The organism is Methanobacterium spitsbergense (assembly GCF_019931065.1).
Lineage (GTDB): Archaea > Methanobacteriota > Methanobacteria > Methanobacteriales > Methanobacteriaceae > Methanobacterium_B > Methanobacterium_B spitsbergense.
The window spans coordinates 155,694-176,840 of sequence record NZ_JAIOUQ010000014.1 but is presented as its reverse complement, the minus strand read 5'-3'; the positions used below and the strand labels follow the sequence as shown (position 1 = coordinate 176,840).

The 21,147-nt window shown below is 32.8% G+C and carries 24 protein-coding genes; 8 read left to right on the top strand and 16 right to left on the bottom strand.

Going from position 1 to position 21,147, the window contains the following annotated elements; all coding sequences use genetic code 11:
• A partial coding sequence (locus K8N75_RS12245; protein ID WP_223792332.1) for an Ig-like domain-containing domain occupies positions 1–1,512 on the top strand: 1,512 nt, incomplete at its 5' end.
• 821 nt (positions 1,513–2,333) lie between these two features.
• Here the strand turns inward: K8N75_RS12245 and K8N75_RS12240 are convergent.
• The 3 genes from K8N75_RS12240 to K8N75_RS12230 form a co-directional block, all read right to left on the bottom strand.
• A complete protein-coding gene (locus tag K8N75_RS12240; protein ID WP_223792331.1) occupies positions 2,334–2,999 on the bottom strand; it encodes an MBL fold metallo-hydrolase in 666 nt (221 codons plus the stop codon).
• 42 nt (positions 3,000–3,041) lie between these two features.
• Positions 3,042–3,527, bottom strand: a complete 486-nt coding sequence (locus K8N75_RS12235; RefSeq protein ID WP_223792330.1) for a GbsR/MarR family transcriptional regulator — start codon at positions 3,525–3,527, stop codon at positions 3,042–3,044.
• An 88-nt stretch (positions 3,528–3,615) separates the two neighbouring features.
• The gene (locus K8N75_RS12230; RefSeq protein WP_223792329.1) at positions 3,616–4,167 is read right to left on the bottom strand and encodes a nitroreductase family protein; all 552 of its coding nucleotides are present in this window, start codon (positions 4,165–4,167) and stop codon (positions 3,616–3,618) included.
• 361 nt (positions 4,168–4,528) lie between these two features.
• Between K8N75_RS12230 and K8N75_RS12225 the strand changes: the two genes are divergently transcribed.
• On the top strand, positions 4,529–4,885 hold the full coding sequence (locus K8N75_RS12225) for a hypothetical protein (protein WP_223792328.1): 357 nt from the start codon (positions 4,529–4,531) through the stop codon (positions 4,883–4,885).
• Positions 4,886–5,214: 329 nt separating this feature from the next.
• Here the strand turns inward: K8N75_RS12225 and K8N75_RS12220 are convergent, their stop codons facing one another.
• The 6 genes from K8N75_RS12220 to K8N75_RS12195 form a co-directional block, all read right to left on the bottom strand.
• Positions 5,215–5,847, bottom strand: coding sequence for a hypothetical protein (locus K8N75_RS12220; RefSeq protein ID WP_223792327.1), 633 nt, complete (start codon positions 5,845–5,847; stop codon positions 5,215–5,217).
• Between the two features lie 261 nt (positions 5,848–6,108).
• Positions 6,109–6,348, bottom strand: coding sequence for a PRC-barrel domain-containing protein (locus K8N75_RS12215; RefSeq protein WP_223792326.1), 240 nt, complete (start codon positions 6,346–6,348; stop codon positions 6,109–6,111).
• 248 nt (positions 6,349–6,596) lie between these two features.
• On the bottom strand, positions 6,597–6,881 hold the full coding sequence (locus K8N75_RS12210; RefSeq protein ID WP_338038053.1) for a transglutaminase domain-containing protein: 285 nt from the start codon (positions 6,879–6,881) through the stop codon (positions 6,597–6,599).
• An 83-nt stretch (positions 6,882–6,964) separates the two neighbouring features.
• Positions 6,965–7,903 (bottom strand): hypothetical protein, encoded by a 939-nt coding sequence (locus tag K8N75_RS12205; RefSeq protein ID WP_223792325.1) that lies wholly within the window; start codon positions 7,901–7,903, stop codon positions 6,965–6,967.
• Between the two features lie 123 nt (positions 7,904–8,026).
• Entirely contained in the window at positions 8,027–8,476 is a 450-nt protein-coding gene (locus K8N75_RS12200) for a MarR family winged helix-turn-helix transcriptional regulator (RefSeq protein ID WP_223792324.1), read from the bottom strand.
• A 353-nt stretch (positions 8,477–8,829) separates the two neighbouring features.
• A complete protein-coding gene (locus K8N75_RS12195) occupies positions 8,830–9,012 on the bottom strand; it encodes a hypothetical protein (RefSeq protein ID WP_223792323.1) in 183 nt (60 codons plus the stop codon).
• 152 nt (positions 9,013–9,164) lie between these two features.
• Here K8N75_RS12195 and K8N75_RS12190 point away from each other — a divergent pair, with 152 nt between their 5' ends.
• From K8N75_RS12190 to K8N75_RS12175, 4 genes are all read left to right on the top strand, one after another.
• Complete coding sequence (locus tag K8N75_RS12190) at positions 9,165–10,223, top strand: CPBP family intramembrane glutamic endopeptidase (protein ID WP_223792322.1); 1,059 nt, start codon at positions 9,165–9,167, stop codon at positions 10,221–10,223.
• 130 nt (positions 10,224–10,353) lie between these two features.
• The gene (locus K8N75_RS12185; protein ID WP_223792321.1) at positions 10,354–11,631 is read left to right on the top strand and encodes an alpha/beta fold hydrolase; all 1,278 of its coding nucleotides are present in this window, start codon (positions 10,354–10,356) and stop codon (positions 11,629–11,631) included.
• A 105-nt stretch (positions 11,632–11,736) separates the two neighbouring features.
• Positions 11,737–12,168 carry an SRPBCC domain-containing protein gene (locus K8N75_RS12180; RefSeq protein WP_223792320.1) on the top strand — a complete coding sequence of 144 codons (432 nt, stop codon included), beginning with the start codon at positions 11,737–11,739 and terminating at the stop codon, positions 12,166–12,168.
• A gap of 66 nt (positions 12,169–12,234) precedes the next feature.
• Positions 12,235–12,891 (top strand): SOUL family heme-binding protein, encoded by a 657-nt coding sequence (locus K8N75_RS12175; protein WP_223792319.1) that lies wholly within the window; start codon positions 12,235–12,237, stop codon positions 12,889–12,891.
• Between the two features lie 148 nt (positions 12,892–13,039).
• Here K8N75_RS12175 and K8N75_RS12170 read toward each other — a convergent pair whose 3' ends face one another.
• Both K8N75_RS12170 and K8N75_RS12165 read right to left on the bottom strand, forming a co-directional pair.
• Positions 13,040–13,438, bottom strand: a complete 399-nt coding sequence (locus K8N75_RS12170) for a hypothetical protein (RefSeq protein ID WP_223792318.1) — start codon at positions 13,436–13,438, stop codon at positions 13,040–13,042.
• Between the two features lie 86 nt (positions 13,439–13,524).
• Positions 13,525–13,992, bottom strand: a complete 468-nt coding sequence (locus K8N75_RS12165) for a hypothetical protein (protein ID WP_223792317.1) — start codon at positions 13,990–13,992, stop codon at positions 13,525–13,527.
• 444 nt (positions 13,993–14,436) lie between these two features.
• Here K8N75_RS12165 and K8N75_RS12160 point away from each other — a divergent pair, with 444 nt between their 5' ends.
• Entirely contained in the window at positions 14,437–15,405 is a 969-nt protein-coding gene (locus K8N75_RS12160) for a prenyltransferase/squalene oxidase repeat-containing protein (RefSeq protein WP_223792316.1), read from the top strand.
• 83 nt (positions 15,406–15,488) lie between these two features.
• Positions 15,489–16,271 (top strand): DUF3471 domain-containing protein, encoded by a 783-nt coding sequence (locus K8N75_RS14255; protein ID WP_223792315.1) that lies wholly within the window; start codon positions 15,489–15,491, stop codon positions 16,269–16,271.
• A 184-nt stretch (positions 16,272–16,455) separates the two neighbouring features.
• On the opposite strand, the gene K8N75_RS12150 is transcribed toward K8N75_RS14255, so the two are convergent.
• The 5 genes from K8N75_RS12150 to K8N75_RS12130 all read right to left on the bottom strand — a co-directional run bounded on the left by K8N75_RS12150 (position 16,456) and on the right by K8N75_RS12130 (position 20,791).
• Entirely contained in the window at positions 16,456–18,444 is a 1,989-nt protein-coding gene (locus K8N75_RS12150; RefSeq protein WP_223792314.1) for a PAS domain S-box protein, read from the bottom strand.
• 224 nt (positions 18,445–18,668) lie between these two features.
• On the bottom strand, positions 18,669–19,532 hold the full coding sequence (locus K8N75_RS12145) for an alpha/beta fold hydrolase (protein ID WP_223792313.1): 864 nt from the start codon (positions 19,530–19,532) through the stop codon (positions 18,669–18,671).
• 192 nt (positions 19,533–19,724) lie between these two features.
• The gene (gene tfe, locus K8N75_RS12140; protein ID WP_223792312.1) at positions 19,725–20,237 is read right to left on the bottom strand and encodes a transcription factor E; all 513 of its coding nucleotides are present in this window, start codon (positions 20,235–20,237) and stop codon (positions 19,725–19,727) included.
• Between the two features lie 31 nt (positions 20,238–20,268).
• Positions 20,269–20,556: a hypothetical protein gene (locus K8N75_RS12135; protein WP_223792311.1), complete on the bottom strand. Its 288-nt coding sequence runs from the start codon at positions 20,554–20,556 to the stop codon at positions 20,269–20,271.
• Between the two features lie 64 nt (positions 20,557–20,620).
• The gene (locus tag K8N75_RS12130; RefSeq protein ID WP_223792310.1) at positions 20,621–20,791 is read right to left on the bottom strand and encodes a hypothetical protein; all 171 of its coding nucleotides are present in this window, start codon (positions 20,789–20,791) and stop codon (positions 20,621–20,623) included.
• Positions 20,792–21,147: the final 356 nt, after the last annotated feature.

Sequence of the window (21,147 nt, the reverse complement as noted above, 5' to 3'; positions counted from 1 at the left end):
GGTTATGGTGGTGCTATCTACAATGATGGTACTTTGACTGTTGATAACAGTACTTTCACAAATAACCACGCCGCATTAGAGGGTGGTGCTATCTACAATAGTGGTACTGCTGTGGTTAACTTTAACCGAATCATTGGAAACAGTACAAATCCTAGTGGTAGTACTAATGCTATCTCTAATAACTATGGAACAGTAGATGCGAGATATAACTGGTGGGGTTCTAATACAAATCCTTCTGCCAATATAAGCGGCTCAGATGTATCTTACGATCCGTGGATTGTATTAACGGTAACTGCAAACCCTACAGCCATTAATATTGGAGGTAAATCAAATATTACAGCCGATTTACTGCACGATTCCAATGGTGTTTACCATGACCCTGTTGATGGTCATGTTCCTGATGGAATTGTTGTTAACTTTGCAAGCGATGCATTAGGCACAGTTAACCCATTAACCGGTACTATGATTAATGGTGAAGCATCATCCATATTTACAGCAGGTTTAAATCCGGGAATATCTACAATAACTTCAACGGTTGATGCAGAATCTGTGAATACAGATGTTACTATTAACTCAGCTGCACCTCCAGTTGTTACCAGCACAAGTCCGGTGAACAACGCAGTTGACGTCGATTTGAATAAGGTTATAGAGATAGTCTTTGACAAAAACATACAACTCGGAATGAACCCTTGGATAGAACTCTATGAAACAGGAACAGGAAACACCAAAACATTCACAACAAACATATTAGACAATGTATTATCAATAACACCCACCTCACTACTAGCACTAGGAACACAATACTCTGTTATCCTACATTCTAACAGTATAACAGATATGGGTGGAATTGGATTAGCAGCCCCTTATACAACACGATTCACTACAGAGGCTGCACCGGTTGTTACCAGTACAAGTCCAGTGTACAATGCATTTAATGTCGCATTGAATAAGGTTATACAGATAACCTTTGATAAAGCCATACAACTCGGAACCAATCCATGGATCGAACTCAAAACAAGCAACAGTGGAACAATAGTACCATACACAACAAACATAATAGGAAATGTACTATCAATAACACCTAACTCACTCTTAAATGCAGGAACTAAATACACAGTCATCCTACACTCCAACAGCATAACAGACATGCAAGGAAATGGTTTAAACACACCGTACACAACCATATTCACAACAACCTTACCACCAGTCGTAACAAGCACAAGTCCAATGAACAACGAAGTTAATGTGGCTGTAAATAAGGTGATACAAATCAACTTCAGCAAAGCCATCCAACTCGGAACTAACTCATGGATAGAACTCAAAAATCAATACGGACAAATAAAACCATACACAACCAGTATAAACGGTAACACACTGAATATAACAGCCAACGCAGCATTTGCAAGAGGAACAACCTACACAGTCATACTACATTCAAACAGCGTTACAAGCACAGGCGGAGCAGGACTAACAACACCATACACAACAAAATTCACAACAACCACAACATAAAAAAACAAATAAAATAAACGAATATCTATAGAGGATTTAAAAATCCTCACATATTTTTTTCATGTAATAACCGGATATTTAGGATTAAGTTCTAAAAATACAGCTTGTTTTCTGATGGTATTCTCTAAGTATGAAGGGATAGCCCAAAAAATCTAAACTATTCCCTTTGAAATAATAGTTTACCTGCATACTATTCAGTTTATTCAAATTACCATATTAAGTGAAGATAATTTTGACATTTATTTTTTTTACAATAGTTATAAAACTAATATTTTTTCCATTATCTTCCTTCCATAATATACTTCATCTGTAATCTATGACCTAATTACTAGGAGTAAATTTTATCAATTAATTTTCCGGGCACATTACTTCCAGATTCATTGGTGTCAGTTGATTAATTCTCAGTAGCAATGGTGTATTAAGGTATCTCTGAACGAATTCTTTCCACTTGAAAAAAAACTTAATACAAATTAACAAATTTTGTACATCAATTTCAATACATATCCATGCGTGTTTAGGTATGAGTATAACCATTATCGTAGAGAATAAATAAGAAAAAAAAGTATGTTTACGATCCTGTTTTAAATTTTAATGTGTAATCTTATTAAATTGTATCCGGCGTAGTCTCTGATTGCATTGGCAGGTATGGTTACTTAATACCAGTTATATGGTATTCTGTTTAATGTCATTTTTATGTGCATTAAGTTTAGTGAGATTGATTTAGTAAATATGGACATATCTACGGTAGTGAAAAAAAGTGAAAAAAATAAGTTCTTTTATTAAAAACCTGTTTTAGCAAAAGAAAAAAAATTCTATTACATTTATAAATTCTTTATATATTCTGCTAATTTTTTATTTGCATCTGATGTGACAGGCTTTCCATGTCCAGTTAAAATCACTTCAATATCCAGTTCACCAAGTTTTTCAATGGATTTTTTATATTGTTCAGGTTCTGGTATTAATCTAGATCCTGGTCCCTTAATTTTTCCATCGGCATATTGAAGATTATCACCGGTAAAGATCACTTTAGTTATGGGATTGTAGAGACAGATACTTCCAGGTGTATGTCCCGGGGTGTGAATCACCTGATAATCCCCTACATGGTCTCCTTCTCCAAGTATTATGTCTGGTTTCACAGGTTTGATCCTGTAGATAAAATTTAACAGCTTTATTAAAGGTACCATAAATGCAGAACCTGCCTGAGATTTTTCATCGGTCAAATATTCTGCATCCTCCCCATTTATTGCAACCTTGGCTCCTGTTATCTTTTTAAGTTTATCCAGGCTTCCAGTATGGTCAAAGTGGTGATGTGTTATCACTATTGTTTTAATGTCTTTAGGTTCATGATGAAGTTCCTTTTCAAGGTATTTGATTATTTTATCTGCATTTCCAGGCATTCCTGTATCAATAACAAATATTTCCTTATCAAGAACTATGTAAAAGTTTGAAACTCCACTGAACTCATAAATTCCATCTGCAACTTCCATTATATCCAAAACTCCTTAAATTTGCTTTTAAGCCTTATCATTTTATTTTAATGCTTCACGGTTTTCAAGAGCTCTTATGAACTTTTTTGTTTCTTCTGACATGAAAAGGGTTTGTTTATAGTAATCCTTTATTATAGTCAATTCTTCTTGAAATTCTTCTTTACCCTCGTATCTTTTGATTATTTCTGGGATCTGTTTAAGGGAGGGTTCTATGCTCTGTTTGTATCGTTTTTTCTGAAGTTCAATAAAGAAGGATGTTATGTCCTTGTCCATCACAACAAAGACCTTCCTGGATCTGGGTTTCTTGAACTTTTTAACCATCTGCCTTTCTTCCATACCTTTTATGGTAGTGCTGAGATTGGAAAGACTGTATCCTGTAATTTCTGAAAGTGCACCTAATGATATACCTTCTTTTTCAGTTTGAAGAACTGATATGAGTCTGGATGGAAAATCATCTAATCCTATTGCTTTGCATGATTCGTAGACTATTTCTCTGAATTCCTGTGTTGGAGAATTTTCATTTTTCATTTTTTATTATCCTGAATCAATTTTCAAATTTTTGCATTTTAAAGTTGAAATAAATTTTTTTGATAATTATTTGATAATATATGAATAATTATCTGAAGTACTGGAACACGTTCCTGTTTCTTTCTGGTGCTTCTGAATTTTCCCGTACCTTGTAGCCCAGTGCAACTCCGTAGTAGACTTCATGGTCATCTGGTATATCGAATTTCTTATAGGATTCTGGGTTTAGGAAGTAGAACTTGGCAAATCCAATCCAGCAGGACCCAATATCCATGCTTTCTGCTGCAAGCAGCATATTTTCAATTGCAGCTGAACAGTCTACCATTGGAGATATTGCATCTTTTTTTCCAGATATTATTACCGCGGTGGGTGCTCCGTGGAATATGTTAAATCCTTCCATTGCCCCGAGTTTGGATATCCATTCAATGTCCACCCCTTTCATTGCTTCCTTGGCACCTTGGTTAATTTCATCTATAAGTTCTCTGTTCTGGATTATGGTAAACTTCCATGGCTGGTCATTATGAGCAGTTGGTGCGTATATGGCTGCTTCAAGAATGTCTTCAAGTTCCTGGTCTTTAATTTGGTCTGGAAGGTATTGTCTTACACTTCTTCTATTTTTTATTGTTTCTATTGTTTGGTTCATTTTTTTTATCCACCTAAACTATTTTAAGTTTCAGAACTTTCTGTATATTCTGAAAGTTAAAAATACTATTGTTTCATGATTTATAAAGTTTTTGATCTGTGGTGAAATAATTATGATTTATTCATTAACCAACCGAATCTATTTTATTGATATTGAATCTGTAAAATTAAGTTTGTAATTAATATTTTTTTAAATTTTTCCTATTTATAATGGAAGTTGTTGATCTGGACAACAAAATTTATTAATTATACTGATCTAAATTGTATTAGGATGCATTAAGGTGGTTTAATTTGCAGGAATTATAAAAATTAATATTATTGAATTATTTGATATTAATTATTGGAGGATAGGTGAATTATAAATGCTTGCTAAATTGCCTGAACAGCAGAGGAAATCCAGAACATCGGATTTAAATAATAATGTAAATACTAAATTGGTAGGATTGACAGTAGTTTTAATTATTATGTTAGGAGTTACTGGAGGATATTTACTACTTCCATTATTACCAAGCGCACAACCCGCAGATATAGCAATGAATTTAGCCACAAATAACACAACTTACACTCCTGCATCTGCAACACCAACCAAAGTACAGGATACTACAAAGTCGGATAAGAATAAAACTAAAACCACAACACATACAAATACTGCTAAAATCAACAATACATCGCCAAAAACTGTTAAAACAAACAGTGTAAGTAAATCCAATAACACATGACTAAGAATTAAACTCCAATCTAGTGAACTACCCCTCCCTTTCGGAAGGAGCTTCTTCCTTCATTAAATCCACTAATGTGGTTTTTTTCAGAGAAGCTTTAATTTCCGTAGTTCCTACGGTACTGATTAGATTAAGTGTAGTATGCTTGGTTATCGCATACGATAATATTAATTATTGTTAAATTATTATTTATATGTAGTGGTTGGATTCATCCCCACCCTCACACAGGGGGTATTCTCCAACATTAAGATAAAGACAATATTTAATAGATTGAGTTATTTATCTATCTTGTTAATTTTAAAAAAATATAAACCTGAATGAGTCATTTATTATTTAACATCCCGGAGAACTATTATTATTAATTTACTATTCAGTTTCTTGGTTACACCAGTTACTAGATCCTTCATGTATATGGAATAATGGTCAGATGAATCAACCTCATTCCATATAATTTTTGTACCCGAAATATCTGGAGATATAGACATATTTGGTGTTCCAATTTTACTACTTTTTCCGCTTGCAAGATTTTTATAGTATAATGATGAAGTATATGGTTCATCATGCCCTATTGCCATCCATAATACCCTTGTACAATCAATAGCAGCCATAAATATTGTAGATGTGGAACTTGCAAGTTTTGATGTGAATCCTGTTGCTAAATTTTTATAGTTAAGAGTTACAACACCTGAAGTAGTTATCTGCGTCCACACAACCCTGGATCCGGAAATATTAGGAAACATCTGTAGGTCTTTTGTTGCTACTAGTTTACCAACATGTCCAGTTAAAAGATTTTTCATGCAGATTAGTGGTTGACCCGATGAAAGTGTCTGTTCCCATACAACATTGGTTCCGGAAATACTAGGGGATTCCTGATCATATGCCGATGCATATATTTTACCTTTAAAAGTTGTTGCAAGATTTCTCTCATAAATAGCATTGTATTCTGGTGCAATGTTCTGCATCCAGACTATTCTAGTACCTGAGATTTTAGGTTCACTCTGATTTAATGACGATTGGAATACTTTACCACCTGCCCCAGTTGCTAGATTCTTATAGAAGATTGATGATTTGTTAGAGGGATCATACTGTTCCCATACATTGATAGGAGTTTTAAGCCATATTTCTCAATTTTTTTTAAAATTCTTAGTAAAAAAATAAGATTAAGGAATGTTTTATTCAATACTCCAGTAAAATTTCTGTTTTATATCTTCTTGGATATTGTTTTATTGTTTGTGGATTTCGTTGTTAAGGAGTACTTTATCCCCTATTATTTTGATCTTATGGTATGGAATTATTATTTCACCCTTTGAACTTCCAAGGTTGTCAAAGATTCCCCCGTCACCAACAACAAAGGATTCCAATGTTTGGTTTTCAAAGTTTACATCCAGATCTTTTACACGGCCAATTACATTACCTGAAATATCCACAACTTCTTTGCCAATAATTTCTTCTTTTACTTTCATGGTATTTTTCCTTTTAAGATTTTTTTTTATGTATGTTATTATATGTTTGATGTTCTAAATGAAATTTTTTAAAAAAAAATTGATAGAATTTTGAAGTTAGAGAATTATTAAACATTCTTGTTTGGTATGTTTAAAATGGTAGTTCATCATAGTATGCTACCACACCATCTTCTCTGTATATGGAGTTTTCCTGTCCAAATATGATACCATCAGTACTTGCATCGGCATCTACCCAGTTATCATCTATCTTAAATTGTGCTGCTAAGTGCCCATGGGTTAAATGTGAATAATAAAGTAATCATTTGAATGTTTATACCTTGTTCAACATCGATGTCCAGGCTTGTTACCATGGCTATCTCGAGTCGGGATAGTTCACAACAGTTACCAGTCTTATTGTTCATTACCTCGTTAAGGGAACATTCTGTGTTGTCATGATCGTGCCATTTATAATTTGTTTGGACATAACAGAAAATTGCCGGGCATTTATCCCATGATGTTTCTTTATCTTCTGTTATTGATTCAGCAAGTTCAATTATCCTCGGATCTTGGTATGCATTGTCCCAGTTATATTGATTTTGTTGTTCTGGGATAGGTGATAAAAAAAAATACTAATTTATTATTCAAGGTTTAATCTGATTCCCCCAATTCGGGGGGCCAGGAAATTATAAATTACAGCAATTAATGCAAATATCAGGAAGTAACCAATAAAATAGAACAAACCATTCATTACAATGATTAGAATATCGTTTGTTAAATTTGTTACACTTGGATTTCTAGTTAATGCCAGGGATAAAAGGCTTATGAATCCCATGATAACTCCAAATGCACCGAAAACTGCACCTGAAACAGGTGCTGCTGTAGCTACAACTGGTAATGATTTTAGTTCGTGGAGAGTGCCTGATATCTTTTCAAATTCTAACTCCATTTTAATGATCTTTGAAGCTATTTGGTTGTAGAATACTGCAAATAATACACTGCTTACAAATCCGAATAAAAACACAATTACAGGAAATCCAATTATTAACATTGCTGCAAGTGACAATCCATCGGCTCTTATGCTTAGGGGTAAAACTCCAGCAATATTTGCTGCGTCGGGAATTGTGTTGATAAAATATTGAATTAAATTGTTTATTATATCTGTAAATGGTACAACTGCAGCTGCAAGGAATAATCCCAGTATAAATGCCCATATGCCCTCAATAGTTGCAATTAACAGAGCAAATATTTTTTTGGGAATGTGAATTATTTCATTACCCTCCAATCCCACCTTGAAACCTGATATTCTCTGGGCCAGACCATTATACAGAAGGGCTGTAAATAAACTTACAGCCATAATAAGAAAATATGCACCTATAGGCAAGATAATGAGAGATGCCACACCTAAACCTGATATCACATCTTTAAATCCTGCAACTTGAGGTATAAATACCACTAATATTCCAGATATGAATAAGATTATTACTGCATAAATAAATGCTAAAATTGCAGCAGTTGAAGATGCTATTAATGTAAACGATATTAAATGAACCGATTTAACTTCTTTTATATCTTCCATTTTTTCACTTATATTAAATTGGGCCTAACTTTTAATTAATTTAACCCAATATCAGTGTGTTTTTTTGGAAATAGTTGAGATATTTGTATAATAAGAAGATATCTTATAAAAACTGTAGACTTTTTAATTATTATCTATCTTGTTGAGGATGGTTTGAATGTTTTCAATTGATTCATAGAAGGTTTCCTGGTCCTCATCTGATAATGTAGATAATTTCGTTTTAAGGTCATTATTTGAATGCCTTCGCCATTTCCCAACTAGATTCCTTCCTTTATCTGTTATGGCTATGTTGATAACTCTTCGATCATTTTCATCGGGTAAACGTTCAGCCAGTCCATTTTCAACTAATTTATCTATTAATGAAGTCATATTAGACTTGGATATGTAAACTCGCCTTCCAATTTCAGACATTGGCAGTTCACCGCGTTTGCTAAGAACCTTTAGTATATGGTAATATGAATGTGGCATTTTATTTTTATCTGGCCTTTTTTTATGTTTAAAAAGCTTTTTTCTAAACAATGGAAAAAACAGATACAGATCATCTGCCATTTTGTTTAATCTTTCCTCGTCCATAAAATTCACCTTATTTAGTATTAGATATCCATTGTATAAAAATTATTTCTAAAATATGTCAAAAATTAGTGTATTTCAAATTAATCAGAATAAGTGAATAGTAGGATTCTTTGGCAATAATTTATGATAAGTGCTGCTATGAAGGATAATTAAGATTTGATTAGGTGGAGGAAAATGTCTAAAAAAGTAAAAAGCCAATAAATATATATTGTTAGCTCGGATATGGAAAGATTTTTTTGAATTATTTTTTTAGCATATCCCTTGCCATTTTTAGTAATTCAATTTTCTGGTCTGCCATTGATGTTTTCATATCAAATTTTGCTGCTAGAATTTTCTTCTTTTCTTTCATGAGTTCAGATTTTTGTTCTGCCCATTGATATTTTCATATCCAGTTTTGCAGCTAGAAGTTTCTTCTTATCTTCGTCTGAAAGATGTTCCTTTACTTCATTCATGAACATTTCATTCATGAACATCTTTTTCATCATTCCCTTCTTCATTTCACTATGCCTATGTCCTCTTTTCATTCCACCGTACATTTTATCACCGATTTTAATTTTTTTTATAGGGAGAGTTTTCTTTCTATAATTTCACAACAGATGATGGAATTATTACAAGCAGCTGTGGAGTGACTATAAAAATTTATATATATCCATATTCCACCATAGATCAGTAAAGGTGGGATATACTATTGACCAATACTATAGAAAAAAGTCAGCTTAAAAAGGAATTATTTACTTTTTTGATTTTAACATTTACCGCCACTTTCATCTTTTCTTTAGCTGTTTATTTGATTTTAGGACCTTTTTCAAGTCCAGTTTCTAAATTATGGTTTAGTTCGCTTCAGGTGTATATGTTCATACCTGCTATTTCAGCCATATTCTGTTTATCCTTCTTCAAATCTAAGGCACTGACCAATGAGACTAAAATTATATTTTCCATCTTCCTGATCTACGTGCTTGTTTTTCTCCTCGAAAGCTATGGTAAACCATTTATAGGTACTATTGGTTTGCCTCTTGTTTCACTGCACCCAACCAACACAACGGAAATACCTCTGGTTTCTATGAGTGTAGCTGTTATTGGAATTATAACTGTGATCATTTTAAACCTTAAAAAGAAATGGAGAAATAACCTTAAAGACTCAAGATTGTACTTTGGAAAAAATTTAATTTATTACCTGATTATACCCTTACTTCTTTCAGCTGTAATCCTTTTAACCTATCTTTTTAATTATATTACTGGATTGGGCATTCCTGGCAAAGAATATAACCTGTACATTTTCTTAACCACTTTAATTCCCAGCTTAATATTGTCGATCTTCGTACTCTGGCCCAACTACTTTGGAGAAGAATATGGGTGGAGAGCATATCTCCAAGACAGGCTATTCCCGCTTTTAGGCAGTTACAAAGGAGTTCTAATACTTGGAATTATATGGGGTTTATGGCACATTCCACTCATCATGATGGGAGTAATTTATCCCGGACAATCCGTGCTTGGAATATTATTAATGGTCATTAACACCATTTTAATGGGAATTATTCTAAGTTACGCTGTTTTAAAAACAGAAAGCATCTGGATAGCAGTATTACTGCACCTAGTTCCAGATACAATATATCCAACGGCCAACTACTTCATTGCAACATCGATCAATCCTATTTTTGCATTCGGAACAGGGATCTATGGTTCAGTATTTTTAGCAATATTTGCTTTGATACTGTTGAGATCTGATATTTGGAAACTCAAATATTAATGCTTAAAATATTCCTTTTTTATTTTTTTTGGATAAATTTAATAAAATTGCAAACTAAATTTATATTAAAAAAAAAGATTATTTTGCAGATATTAATATGTTTTAAACAATTTATAAGGTGGAAAAATTAATGAGTTCTTCATCAAATGATAATTTAAAAGCCATTGGTCAAACTGTGGTTGGACAACTTTTAACAGCAGATTTTGCAGGAGTCAGAAGTAGATTTGACAGCCAGATGGAATCTTTGAGCGAAGATAAATTAAAAGAATCATGGGAGAAAATTGTTATTGAAGCTGGTAGTCTAATGCAGATATTGCCATCTAAATTTACTGAAAAGGACCATCACAGGATAATTGTTATCAAATGTCAGTTTCAGAGGTTTAATGTTGATGTACAGATAGTATTTAATGAAAAAGAACAAATAAGCGGTTTATTTTTCATACCAGTAAATATGCCATACCATACTCCAGAATATGTTGATAAATCCCTATTTCATGAGTTAGATGTTACTGTGGGTGAGGGGAAGTGGGCTTTACCAGGTACATTGACTTTACCTGAAGGTTCCGGTCCTTTTCCCTGTGTGATACTGGTGCATGGGTCCGGACCCAATGATATGGATGAAACAATTGGACCCAACAAACCTTTCCGTGATCTTGCATGGGGCTTAGCCTCACAAGGTGTTGCAGTTTTAAGATACGATAAAAGAACTTTTAAATATGCCAAAGAATTCACAGCCCAAGATATTGATGAAATAACTGTAAAAGAAGAGGTTATAGACGATGCGCAGGAAGCAGTTCGTTTAATGCACAACATTAAATCCATTGACCCGAAAAATATCTTTGTTATGGGACACAGTTTAGGAGCAACTGTTATGCCCCGTATTGCAATTGACCAGGATCTTTCAGGGGCGGTTATGATGGCAGGGATAACCCGTTCCCTTGAAGAAACTATTTTGGACCAGTTAACTTATCTTTACAATTTAACAGGAAGCATTACAGAGGAACAGAAACAAGAGCTTGAAACTTTGAAGGTAAATGTTGTTAAACTGAAGGATCCTGAATTAGTTGATACGATGTCTCGACAGGATATGCCTTTAGGAATTCCAATGGTTTATTGGAAGGATTTACACGATAATAATCCTGTAGATATTGTTAAAGATTTAAAAATACCCCTACTAATTCTTCAGGGTGAACGTGACTATCAGGTTTTAGCAGCAGTAGATTTTGAAGGATGGAAAAAGGCTTTAGATAAGAATACAAACGCATCTTTTAAGGTTTTCCCAAAGCTGAATCATTTATTTATTAAAGGAGAAGGTAAATCAACACCACAGGAATATGCTGTTGAGGGCCATGTTCATAAAGATGTGATAGATACACTTGTTAAATGGATTTTTGAAAATATAAGATAAAAAAGATGAAAATTTAACCGGAAATTCTACCTACAAATGTTTATTTTAGAAATTTTTATACTTTTTTAGGAAATTTTTTGTGTGATCAAATAGATATATAAAGTTATGAAGGAAATCTATACTGAAATTCAGATCAATGCATCTCCCTCTACAGTGTGGAATATACTCACTGATTTTGATGATTTTAGAAGGTGGAATCCTTTTATTAAAGAAATTTTAGGTAATCTCAAGGTAGGTTCTCAAATTTATGTGCAGATTAAACCTCCAAATTCAAATGCAATGAAATTTAAACCTAAATTATTGAAATATGAACCTGAAAAAGAAATTAGATGGATTGGAAAATTTTACCTCCCCAAATTGGTAGATGGAGAACACAATTTAAGTATTAAGAAATTGGATAATGAGAATGTTCTGTTCGTTCAAAAAGAAACATTCAGAGGATTGTTGGTACCATTTATATCAGGATTACTAAAGGACACCAAAACTGGCTTTGAATTGATGAATAAGGAATTAAAGAAGGAAGCAGAACAAAAATAAATATTATATTCTACGTAGGGATGAATATTTGATATTAAATATTTTTAGAAGTTTAGGGGGGATTTGATGACTGAAACACCTAAGTACTCTGTTGAGAAAAAGGATGAAGATATTGAAATCAGAGTATATCCGGGTTATATTCTGGCCCAAGTAGATGTTGAATCTGATTATGATCAAGCAATTGGATTGGGCTTCCGAATTCTGGCAAACTATATATTTGGAGGAAATAAAAAGCGTTCTAATATCCCTATGACTGCTCCAGTTTCCGGGGAAAACATATCGGTTTCAGAAAAAATACCAATGACAATCCCTGTTACAGAAGAAGCTATGCATTCTGAGAAAATTGAAATGACTGCCCCTGTAAGTGAAGAAGTTGTTGATGAACCAGAGAAGATTGAAATGGTCGTTCCAGTAACTGAAGAAGACAGTGGAAAGCATACATATCGAATTTCTTTTACCATGCCATCCAAGTACACTTTAGACACTCTGCCAGAGCCAGAAGATAATAGAATAATCTTTAAAGAAATTAGAAACCAGAAAATGGTTGTGCTTAGGTTCCGTGGTCGTGTTAATCATAAACTCGCCCATAAAGAAATGGAAGAACTCAAAGGATGGATGGAAAAGGAAGGCATTAAACCAAAATCAAACTATATTGTAGCCCAATATAATAATCCTGTAGTTCCAGGATTTTTCAGGAGAAACGAAGTAATGGTAGAAATTTAAAAACCTCTCCAATCCATTTATTTTTTTATCAATACAAAATATATTGATTGTTTGTAAAAAAGTAGAATATTAAAACGTACAAACATCTGATGGACAAGTTTGCGAATCTGGTTTGATTAGAAGAAATTTGTTTTGATAAATATTTATATTATTCATTGTTTTCCAGTTTGTCTAGTCGGTCCTCGATTTTTTTGAGTTTTTTGTCGGTAAATCCTCTATATTCATTGAATCTACTGTCGAGTTCGCCCATATCGCGTGATATTTTTGAGTACCTCTTTTCAATGTCTATAATATCTTCTTTGGTTGCTAGTTCCCAGTCTTTTATTAGCTGGTCACTTTTATCGTTTAAAAACAGATCTATTTTATTTGAAAGTGTGTCTGTGGATTTTGGAACACCTTTAACCGTGCCTTTTAGTTTTTCACCTACACCAGATACCTTTTCACTGACATTGTTTATCATACTACTATCAGTTGCACCAGAAATTGTTGTACGTACTTTGTCACCTATACCCGTGGATTTTTCAGCACCAGAAGATTTTTCAACCATTACAAACCAACCCCTACTATAATTTATTCAAAATTTACTGGAATTTAAATAATGAATTTAATAATGAATTAATATGAGCTTTATAATCATTTATCTCTATCAAATTTACTTATTCTCCGTTTAAATTCCTGTTCATCCATTTCAAATTTATCTTCTTTCCTCTCGAATTGCCTTTCCCTATTCTCTATTGCACCGAGTGATTTTTGGATTTTTTTAAATCCTGTTGTTGATTCAAAATCCCTTATCTTCTCCCTTATATCGTAATTATAGGATCCTCCCATATCAGATATAGTGGATTTGTTTTCTGTTGTTGACCCTGGAAATTCCGGTGGCAACACCAGATCACTCTTTATTCCATGCGATTTAAGATCTCTTCTTACAAGATCTATTTTCCTTTGAGTTGTCTCCTTTGTCAATGAATCCACATTTTTCTGTGCTTTTCTGATGCGTCTAAATTGTAGGAGTGCAAATATTAATCCAATTATAATTATGATTGCTATGATTATATAAAACATTTTTTGTGAGATTGGCGGAATTTGGGGAATTGCTACCATGATAGTTTACCTCTAAAAAATTATTATTTTAGTTTACAAAGGTTTTTCTAATCTTTATATCTGTATTACTTCCTACATTAAATTTTTGAACTTTTTCATGGTATCCAATCCCATGTTAACTCTCTTGAATATATTTTACATGCTATATTCTGACTGCGTCTATTCAAATGAATCATATTAAATATTTTTATATAATTTCTTCAATATTTTGCAGAGACATCGTTAAAATATAAATTTATTGTGATTTAATATAATATTATTATCATATTCATTATATAAAAATGGTTAATTAAGGCAAATTGCTTTAGATTGTCTATTTCAAAGCTGTATCACTATTTGGATCCAAATAGTACCATTATAAATGTAATTAGTGACTAGAGACATTTAGCATGTTCGGATATATATCTATTTCAAGAAATTATAAGAATACTTTGAGATGATCAAATGAGTGTTTGGCATGAAGAATTGAAAGTTAATCCAGTATCTAATCTCCTATCTTTAGGAAATGAAGCCATCAAATATTTTACTTTGCGGGATCTTCTAGGTAAAAAGGTTGAATCTATTGAAATGTTGTGGGAATTGCCCCAAGCAAATAAAATCCTCAAAAAACAGGAAGATAATGGTTCATGGAAATATCCTACTGGCCCAAATCAGATGGATCATGTTGATTACAACCAATATCAAACTTATCTGATTTTAGGAGAACTAGTTGAAAAATATGGATTTAATAAAGAGCACAAATCAATCCAAAAAGCTGCAGAATATATTTTCAAGTCCCAAAGCGAAGAAGGGGATTTTCGAGGAATTTACGCCAACCAGTATTCCACAACCTACTCTCCCGCTATAATGGAACTTTTAATCAAAGCAGGATACAATAACGATCCCCGCATATTAAAAGGATTTGATTGGTTATTATCCATTAGACAAAATGATGGGGGTTGGGCTTTACCATTTAGAACAATGGGATTTAATATAGGAGATGCCTTTAATAATAAGGAACTTATACAGCCAGATAAATCTAAACCATTCTCCCATCTAGTTACTGCAATGGTACTTCGAGCATTTGCAGCCCATTCAAAGTATCGAAAATCTGATCATGCTAAAAAAGCAGGTCAACTGCTAATTTCTTGCTTTTTTACCAACGATAAATATCCAGATAGAAAAAGTAAAAATTTCTGGGAAAGAGTATCCTTCCCTTTCTTATATACAGATATCATATCTGCACTTGATCCTCTCTATTTCCTGGGTTTTAACACCCAAAATCCAAAAATTAAAGGAGGATTAGAATTTCTAAAAAATAAACAGAATGAAAATGGAAATTTTAATCTAAAGATCACACGTGGAAGTGATAAAGATTTACCATATTGGATCTCTCTCGCTGTTTGTAGGTTGTTTAAACGATATTCATCTTAAAATTTATTCACGGTGAAGTTTGATAAAGAATAATAATTGAAATATACTAATGGCTATACTTTGGAAAAAGTTTAATATTATATGTGGGTAATGGGTCAATAATTCCATGTCATGTATCAAATCTTGATGGTATTGGTCCTGCGGGAAGTATGGGCTGTTCTGTTAACAATATGGTCAACTGGCTTAAATTCCAAATAGCAGATACTGGAATTTATAATGGAATTCGAATTGTTTCAAAAAAGAATTTAGATGAGACAAGAAGAGGACAAATAATGACCCACTCTAGCGATGAATTATATTGTTTAGGATGGGAAAGGGCGATCAATAGTAATCCATACAAAGTCAGGATATACCATGGTGGCGACACCACTTATTCAAAAACTTTTGTGGAAGTTTTCCCATCAAAAAAATTAGGCATAGTTATTATGGTTAATGCAGGACAATATGGACAAGCTTATAGAGATAGTATTGGAAAGAAATTTAATGATTTATTAAATGGCAAATATAACACCAACCCATGGCCACTATTTAAAGAATTAAATAAACCCAAAAATATCCCTGATCCTAACCCCTCAATTATAAAACCAAAAGCTCTAATCACGTATACTGGGACTTATTATAATCCATTTTATGGAAATATCAAAATAATCACTAAAAAGAACTCTTTGTATGGTTATTATGGTAAAAACAAACAGCCTTACAAATTAAGTTATTGGAATAATGATACATTCAATGATCAAGTTCATAGCAATCAGTTTGGCTTTACTAATATCTATAAATGCAAATCTCAACAATTAACTATATACCTCCAAAATTACAGCACTGTACCTGCGGGTACAACATCTGAATTTAAACGTATTAAATAGATTAAACATTTCCAATTTTTTAATTGAGTTTTCAAATCAGTTGATTGGATGTGCTGCAAGGGTATATACAATCCAGGTATGCCTCAAGTCCTCCGTTTTTGTAGATTCAAGATATGTCAATACCAGTGTAATAATAAATCCAAAAAAATTGTTTTCCAGTTATTCATTCTTAACATTTCTAAATTCATTCTTTAATGATTATGGTGAAATAGAATGTTGAACCTTTTCCTGGTTCTGATTCAACCCAAATTTGTCCGCCTTGTTGATGCACAATTTTCTGGGCAATTGCAAGTCCTATTCCCGTTCCTTCATAATCTTCTTGGGTGTGAAGTCGTTGAAATATGGTGAATATCTTTTCCAAGTGTTTAGACGACATTCCGATTCCATTATCTTTAATACTAAAGAGATATTGGTTTTTTTCTTTGGTTGCAGATATATGAATTTTTGGAGGTTTTTCACTGCGGTATTTAATGGCATTTCCGATAATGTTTTGGAACAGTTGAACCTTTAACTGCTTATCTCCATTGATTGTAGGCAATGGATCATGGGTTATAATGGCATTACTTTCTTCTATTTGTACTTTCAAGTTTTCTAAAGCATGTTTTAATACATGTTCAAAATTTACAGGTATGATTTCCTTTTTTTGACTTGATATTTTTGAATATTGTAGAAGATCGTTTGTCATGACATCCAAACGTTTAGCTCCGTCAACTGCAAATCCAATAAACTCATTTGCATCTTGATCTAACTGATCATGATATCTCCTTTCTAACAACTGTAAAAAGCTTGTTATCATCCTTAATGGTTCTCTCAAATCATGAGATGTTATATAGGCAAACTGTTCTAACTCTTTATTTGATTGAGCCAATTTTTTTATGTTCTCATTCAATTTTAATTCTATCTCTTTTCGCTCGGTTATGTCCTGATTAATTCCCACTATTATGCCGGGTTTTCCATTTTTATCAAATTCTGCAACTTCAGCTAATGTATTTAATACTCGTATTGAACCATCATCTAAAATTATTCTAAAATCAAAGTTTTGAGATTTACCTTTAGATAATAATTGAACACGTTGGTTTACGTATTCCTCATCATCTGGATGCATATAATCTGCAAATGAACTTAGAGCAGGGGTGAAAGTATTTGGATCTACCCTATATATTGAATATAATTCATTAGACCAGTTTATATCACCAGTTTTGAGATTCCACTCCCAACTTCCAATATGAGCTATATGTTGTGCTTCAGCAAGGATTTGTTCACTCTTTTTTAAAGCTGTTTCAATCTGTTTACGCTCAGTTATATCTGTGATAAATGAATAATAATATTCAGGATTTCCCTTCAGATCTAAGACCAAGTTGACCAGTAGCTCTATTGGTACTCGCGAACCATCCTTTCGAATATATTCCTTTTCATAAAGGACTGGCTGGCCTGTGCGATTAAGTTCATCTAATCTTTTCTTTTCCATTTCCCTCCACTCTATGGGTGTGAGGGTAGTTGACCAATCAATGGTATGAAGTTCTTCTGTTGTATAGCCAGTGAGTTGTTCAAAGGCTTGGTTGTGTAATCCAAGTCTTCCATCGGGGTAACCTACAGCAAAAGGTTGGGATGCGTGTTCGAGTATATCGGCTAAAAATTCCTTCTCACGTCGTGTTTCACGAAGGGCTTTTTCCTTATCATATGCAGCTGCTTTGTTTCGGTTTCTACGATAAAGTTCTGACACGCTACTTATCATTATTCCAATACTCGTAAAAAGTACAACCCCGATCTCTTCTATTGGTGTTCTTAATGTAAATTGTCCCGAAGATGGTATAATCCAGATTATTGCCATCATCACTGAAACAATTGTTGCAAGTAAACCAGGCCCTAAGCCAGCTATCAGAGCCACTATTATGATTGCCGGATAAAACAAGATGTACGTTGGTAGTCCAGGACCAAACAATGCTGTTAGTGCCGAGTATAGCCAGAATGCCAATATCACCACGAGAATTGCACTAACGTAACGTAACGCCAAATTTAGCCATGGACGTTTCTGAATTTCGTGCAAAACTTCAGTTGTTCTTGTATCCTCGCTTGAAATTTCTAAATCTTCAGCAAATTGTGGTACTCGTTCCGATGGGGGTTTATTCTGTTCTTCATCGGCAAATTTAATGTTATTATCATCTCTGACCATTATAATACACCAAAATTGAATTCTCAAACTGAAAATACGATAGATATTATATGGACTTATCTTTTAATTAAATTTATTTAATTCCAAGAACATTTTCTAATATTCTAAATAAGTAAAAATTATTGACTTTAATATTATTTTGCTTGTTTAATTAAAAAATTATAAAAATAAACTAAATCTTAATTAAAAAAATAATTTGAATAAATATTTCAAAATAATAAATACTATTTTCCCTTTAAAAATCGTTTTATCTCATTTGCAATTGGTTCAGGTTTTCCATAGTCCTGTGCTGAGTCATGGTTAAGGCATTTAAGTTCAACGAGATCAGAACATGGTAATACATTATAGAGTTGGGTCATGCTGTCTTTTAATAAAGACTGGGTTTTGCTTCCCTCAAGTAGCAGAACCTTTGCAGATATAGCCTTGTATTCATCAATGGTTCCTTCGGTTTTTTCAACAACATGTAACTCCGGACCCAATACCGGGATAAGATCCTGGTAGGGTACTTCATCGCCTTTAACGTTTCTTTGGTTGATCCAGAGTATAAGTTTAACAAGAGGTACTAGTACAAGATCGGGGATGGCTCTGACGGGGGCAGCAGAATCTTTTGTAATCTCCACAGTAGCTTTTGCAATATTATTATCGGCTATATTTTTGTCTAAATGCTTTATAGTGACTTTAAATTCATCAAGTCCGGGCTGTCCTGCGAAGATAAGAGGTTCGTAGGCTATGACCTTATGGATCGAAGGTAAAGAAATTGCAGCATGCAATGCAAATAATGCTCCATCTGCAGTTCCAAATACATAATGCGCTCCTGTTTTATTTAACAGGATGTTTAAATCCTGATCTTCCTTTTCGATACTGTAATCACTCCCAAATGGGCCGCTCATGCCACGGCCCCGTCTGTCAGGAATATAGACGGTGAATTCATCAGAGAGTAATTTGCCCATTTTCATAAGATTTTGAGATGCATTCACACCTCCGTGAAGAAGAATAATGCCGGGACCACTGCCCATTTGCCTGTAACCAACGATAGTACCATCTTCAGACGTAACAAAACATTTAGTATATTTTTGTTTTGAACTCATTTTGTAATATATTCTCCAGTTCACAGAAATAAATTAGGTCATATTTGTATAATTAGGAAAAAAATAATAATTTATATTATTTGCAAATAATGAAACATGACATATAGAAATATTTTATCTTTTTGTTAATTTTAAGAGATTTATTTATTCCCTTTTGTCCTATTTTATGTTCCAGAAGAATGGCTACACTAATTATTTTCCATTTGATTTTGCAAGGAATACTACATCTGCTTTTTCTTTTAATAGTTCTCTTATATTGGAGGAGTTATCGTAATGCTCTAGTGATTCTCCACATTTTGGACATGAGAAATTGTGTTCAGATGCTTTTTCAAATTTGTATCTGTGGCCATTAGATTTACATGCGAAAAACATGTTTGCTTCTTCGTATTCAATGGATTTTTCAATTTCTTCAGATAACTTTTCATATTTTTTGGTTATCATATCGAATACATTATCTTGCTCAAATTTCCAACTATAAATGAACCATTTAGTCTCAGGATCCTGACTTTTCTTATATGTAGCAATCCCTGCATCATTTAATTTATATAAAACTTTTCTAACGGTATTTAGCTTTATATCGGTTTCTTCAGCAATTTCTAAGTCAAATGTTTTACCATTTAATATACACTCAATAATTGAAATACTGCCTTTTTCATTATTGGTAATATCCATTAACATTTCTTGGACAACTGGATTGATTAGCATACTTTTCAGCCCTCTTCATCTATAAAAAAATTTATAATGGTTCTAATGTTCTTATAAGTCTTTCTGCAGCATTTTTTATTTCAGGATCCTTTATTTTATCATTTCTTGCTATTTTAAGTGCCATTACTAAAATATTTGGAACATCTTCTGCAGAAATATTTTCCACCATATTTGTATAAGTCTGACCAGATTCATCTTCCATTTCAACCCTTTTCTCTACCATAGTTTCCAACATATCTTTACATTCTTTCATTAAAGTCGGATCATCCTTCATTGCTTCACATTTAGCCATAAGTTCAGTGGTTTTTTTATCATCCATTTATAAAACACTCCTATCTGTTTTAATAATTATGAAGAAGAATTACTCTTAATTCCTAATTTCTTTACATTGTCATTTTTGCAGGTCCTGTAATGAATGGTAATGATATTTTTCCATTTAGATATGCGGATGTGATTTTATTTTGTTTTATAAAGTAACCACATTGTTGGCATTTGACTCCTTTATCCTGTTTTTTCATGAATCCACCATCAGTTTTGTGAATTAAATTACTCATTTTTATCATCACTCCTCTAATTCTATTGATAATTTATTTGTGAGAATAATTAGACTTGTAAGTATTTTTATAGACTGGATATGTACTCATTGGAATTAAGGATAATTTTGTTTGATTTGATTGAAAAATAAAGTTATACTTGAAAGTTTTTTTAATCGGAGACAAGCAGGGATATATTGCTTTTTTTCACAAAAAAATAAGCGATATACTTTTTGGTAAAAATAATAATTATGAAGTGAGTTTTCCCTGCTATATTATTATAATGGGTGGAGGGTCTATATACAAATTTACATTTTTAATAATGAACTTTTTTATTATTTATAATATTTGTTAATTTTCCTGAACAATCAAATATA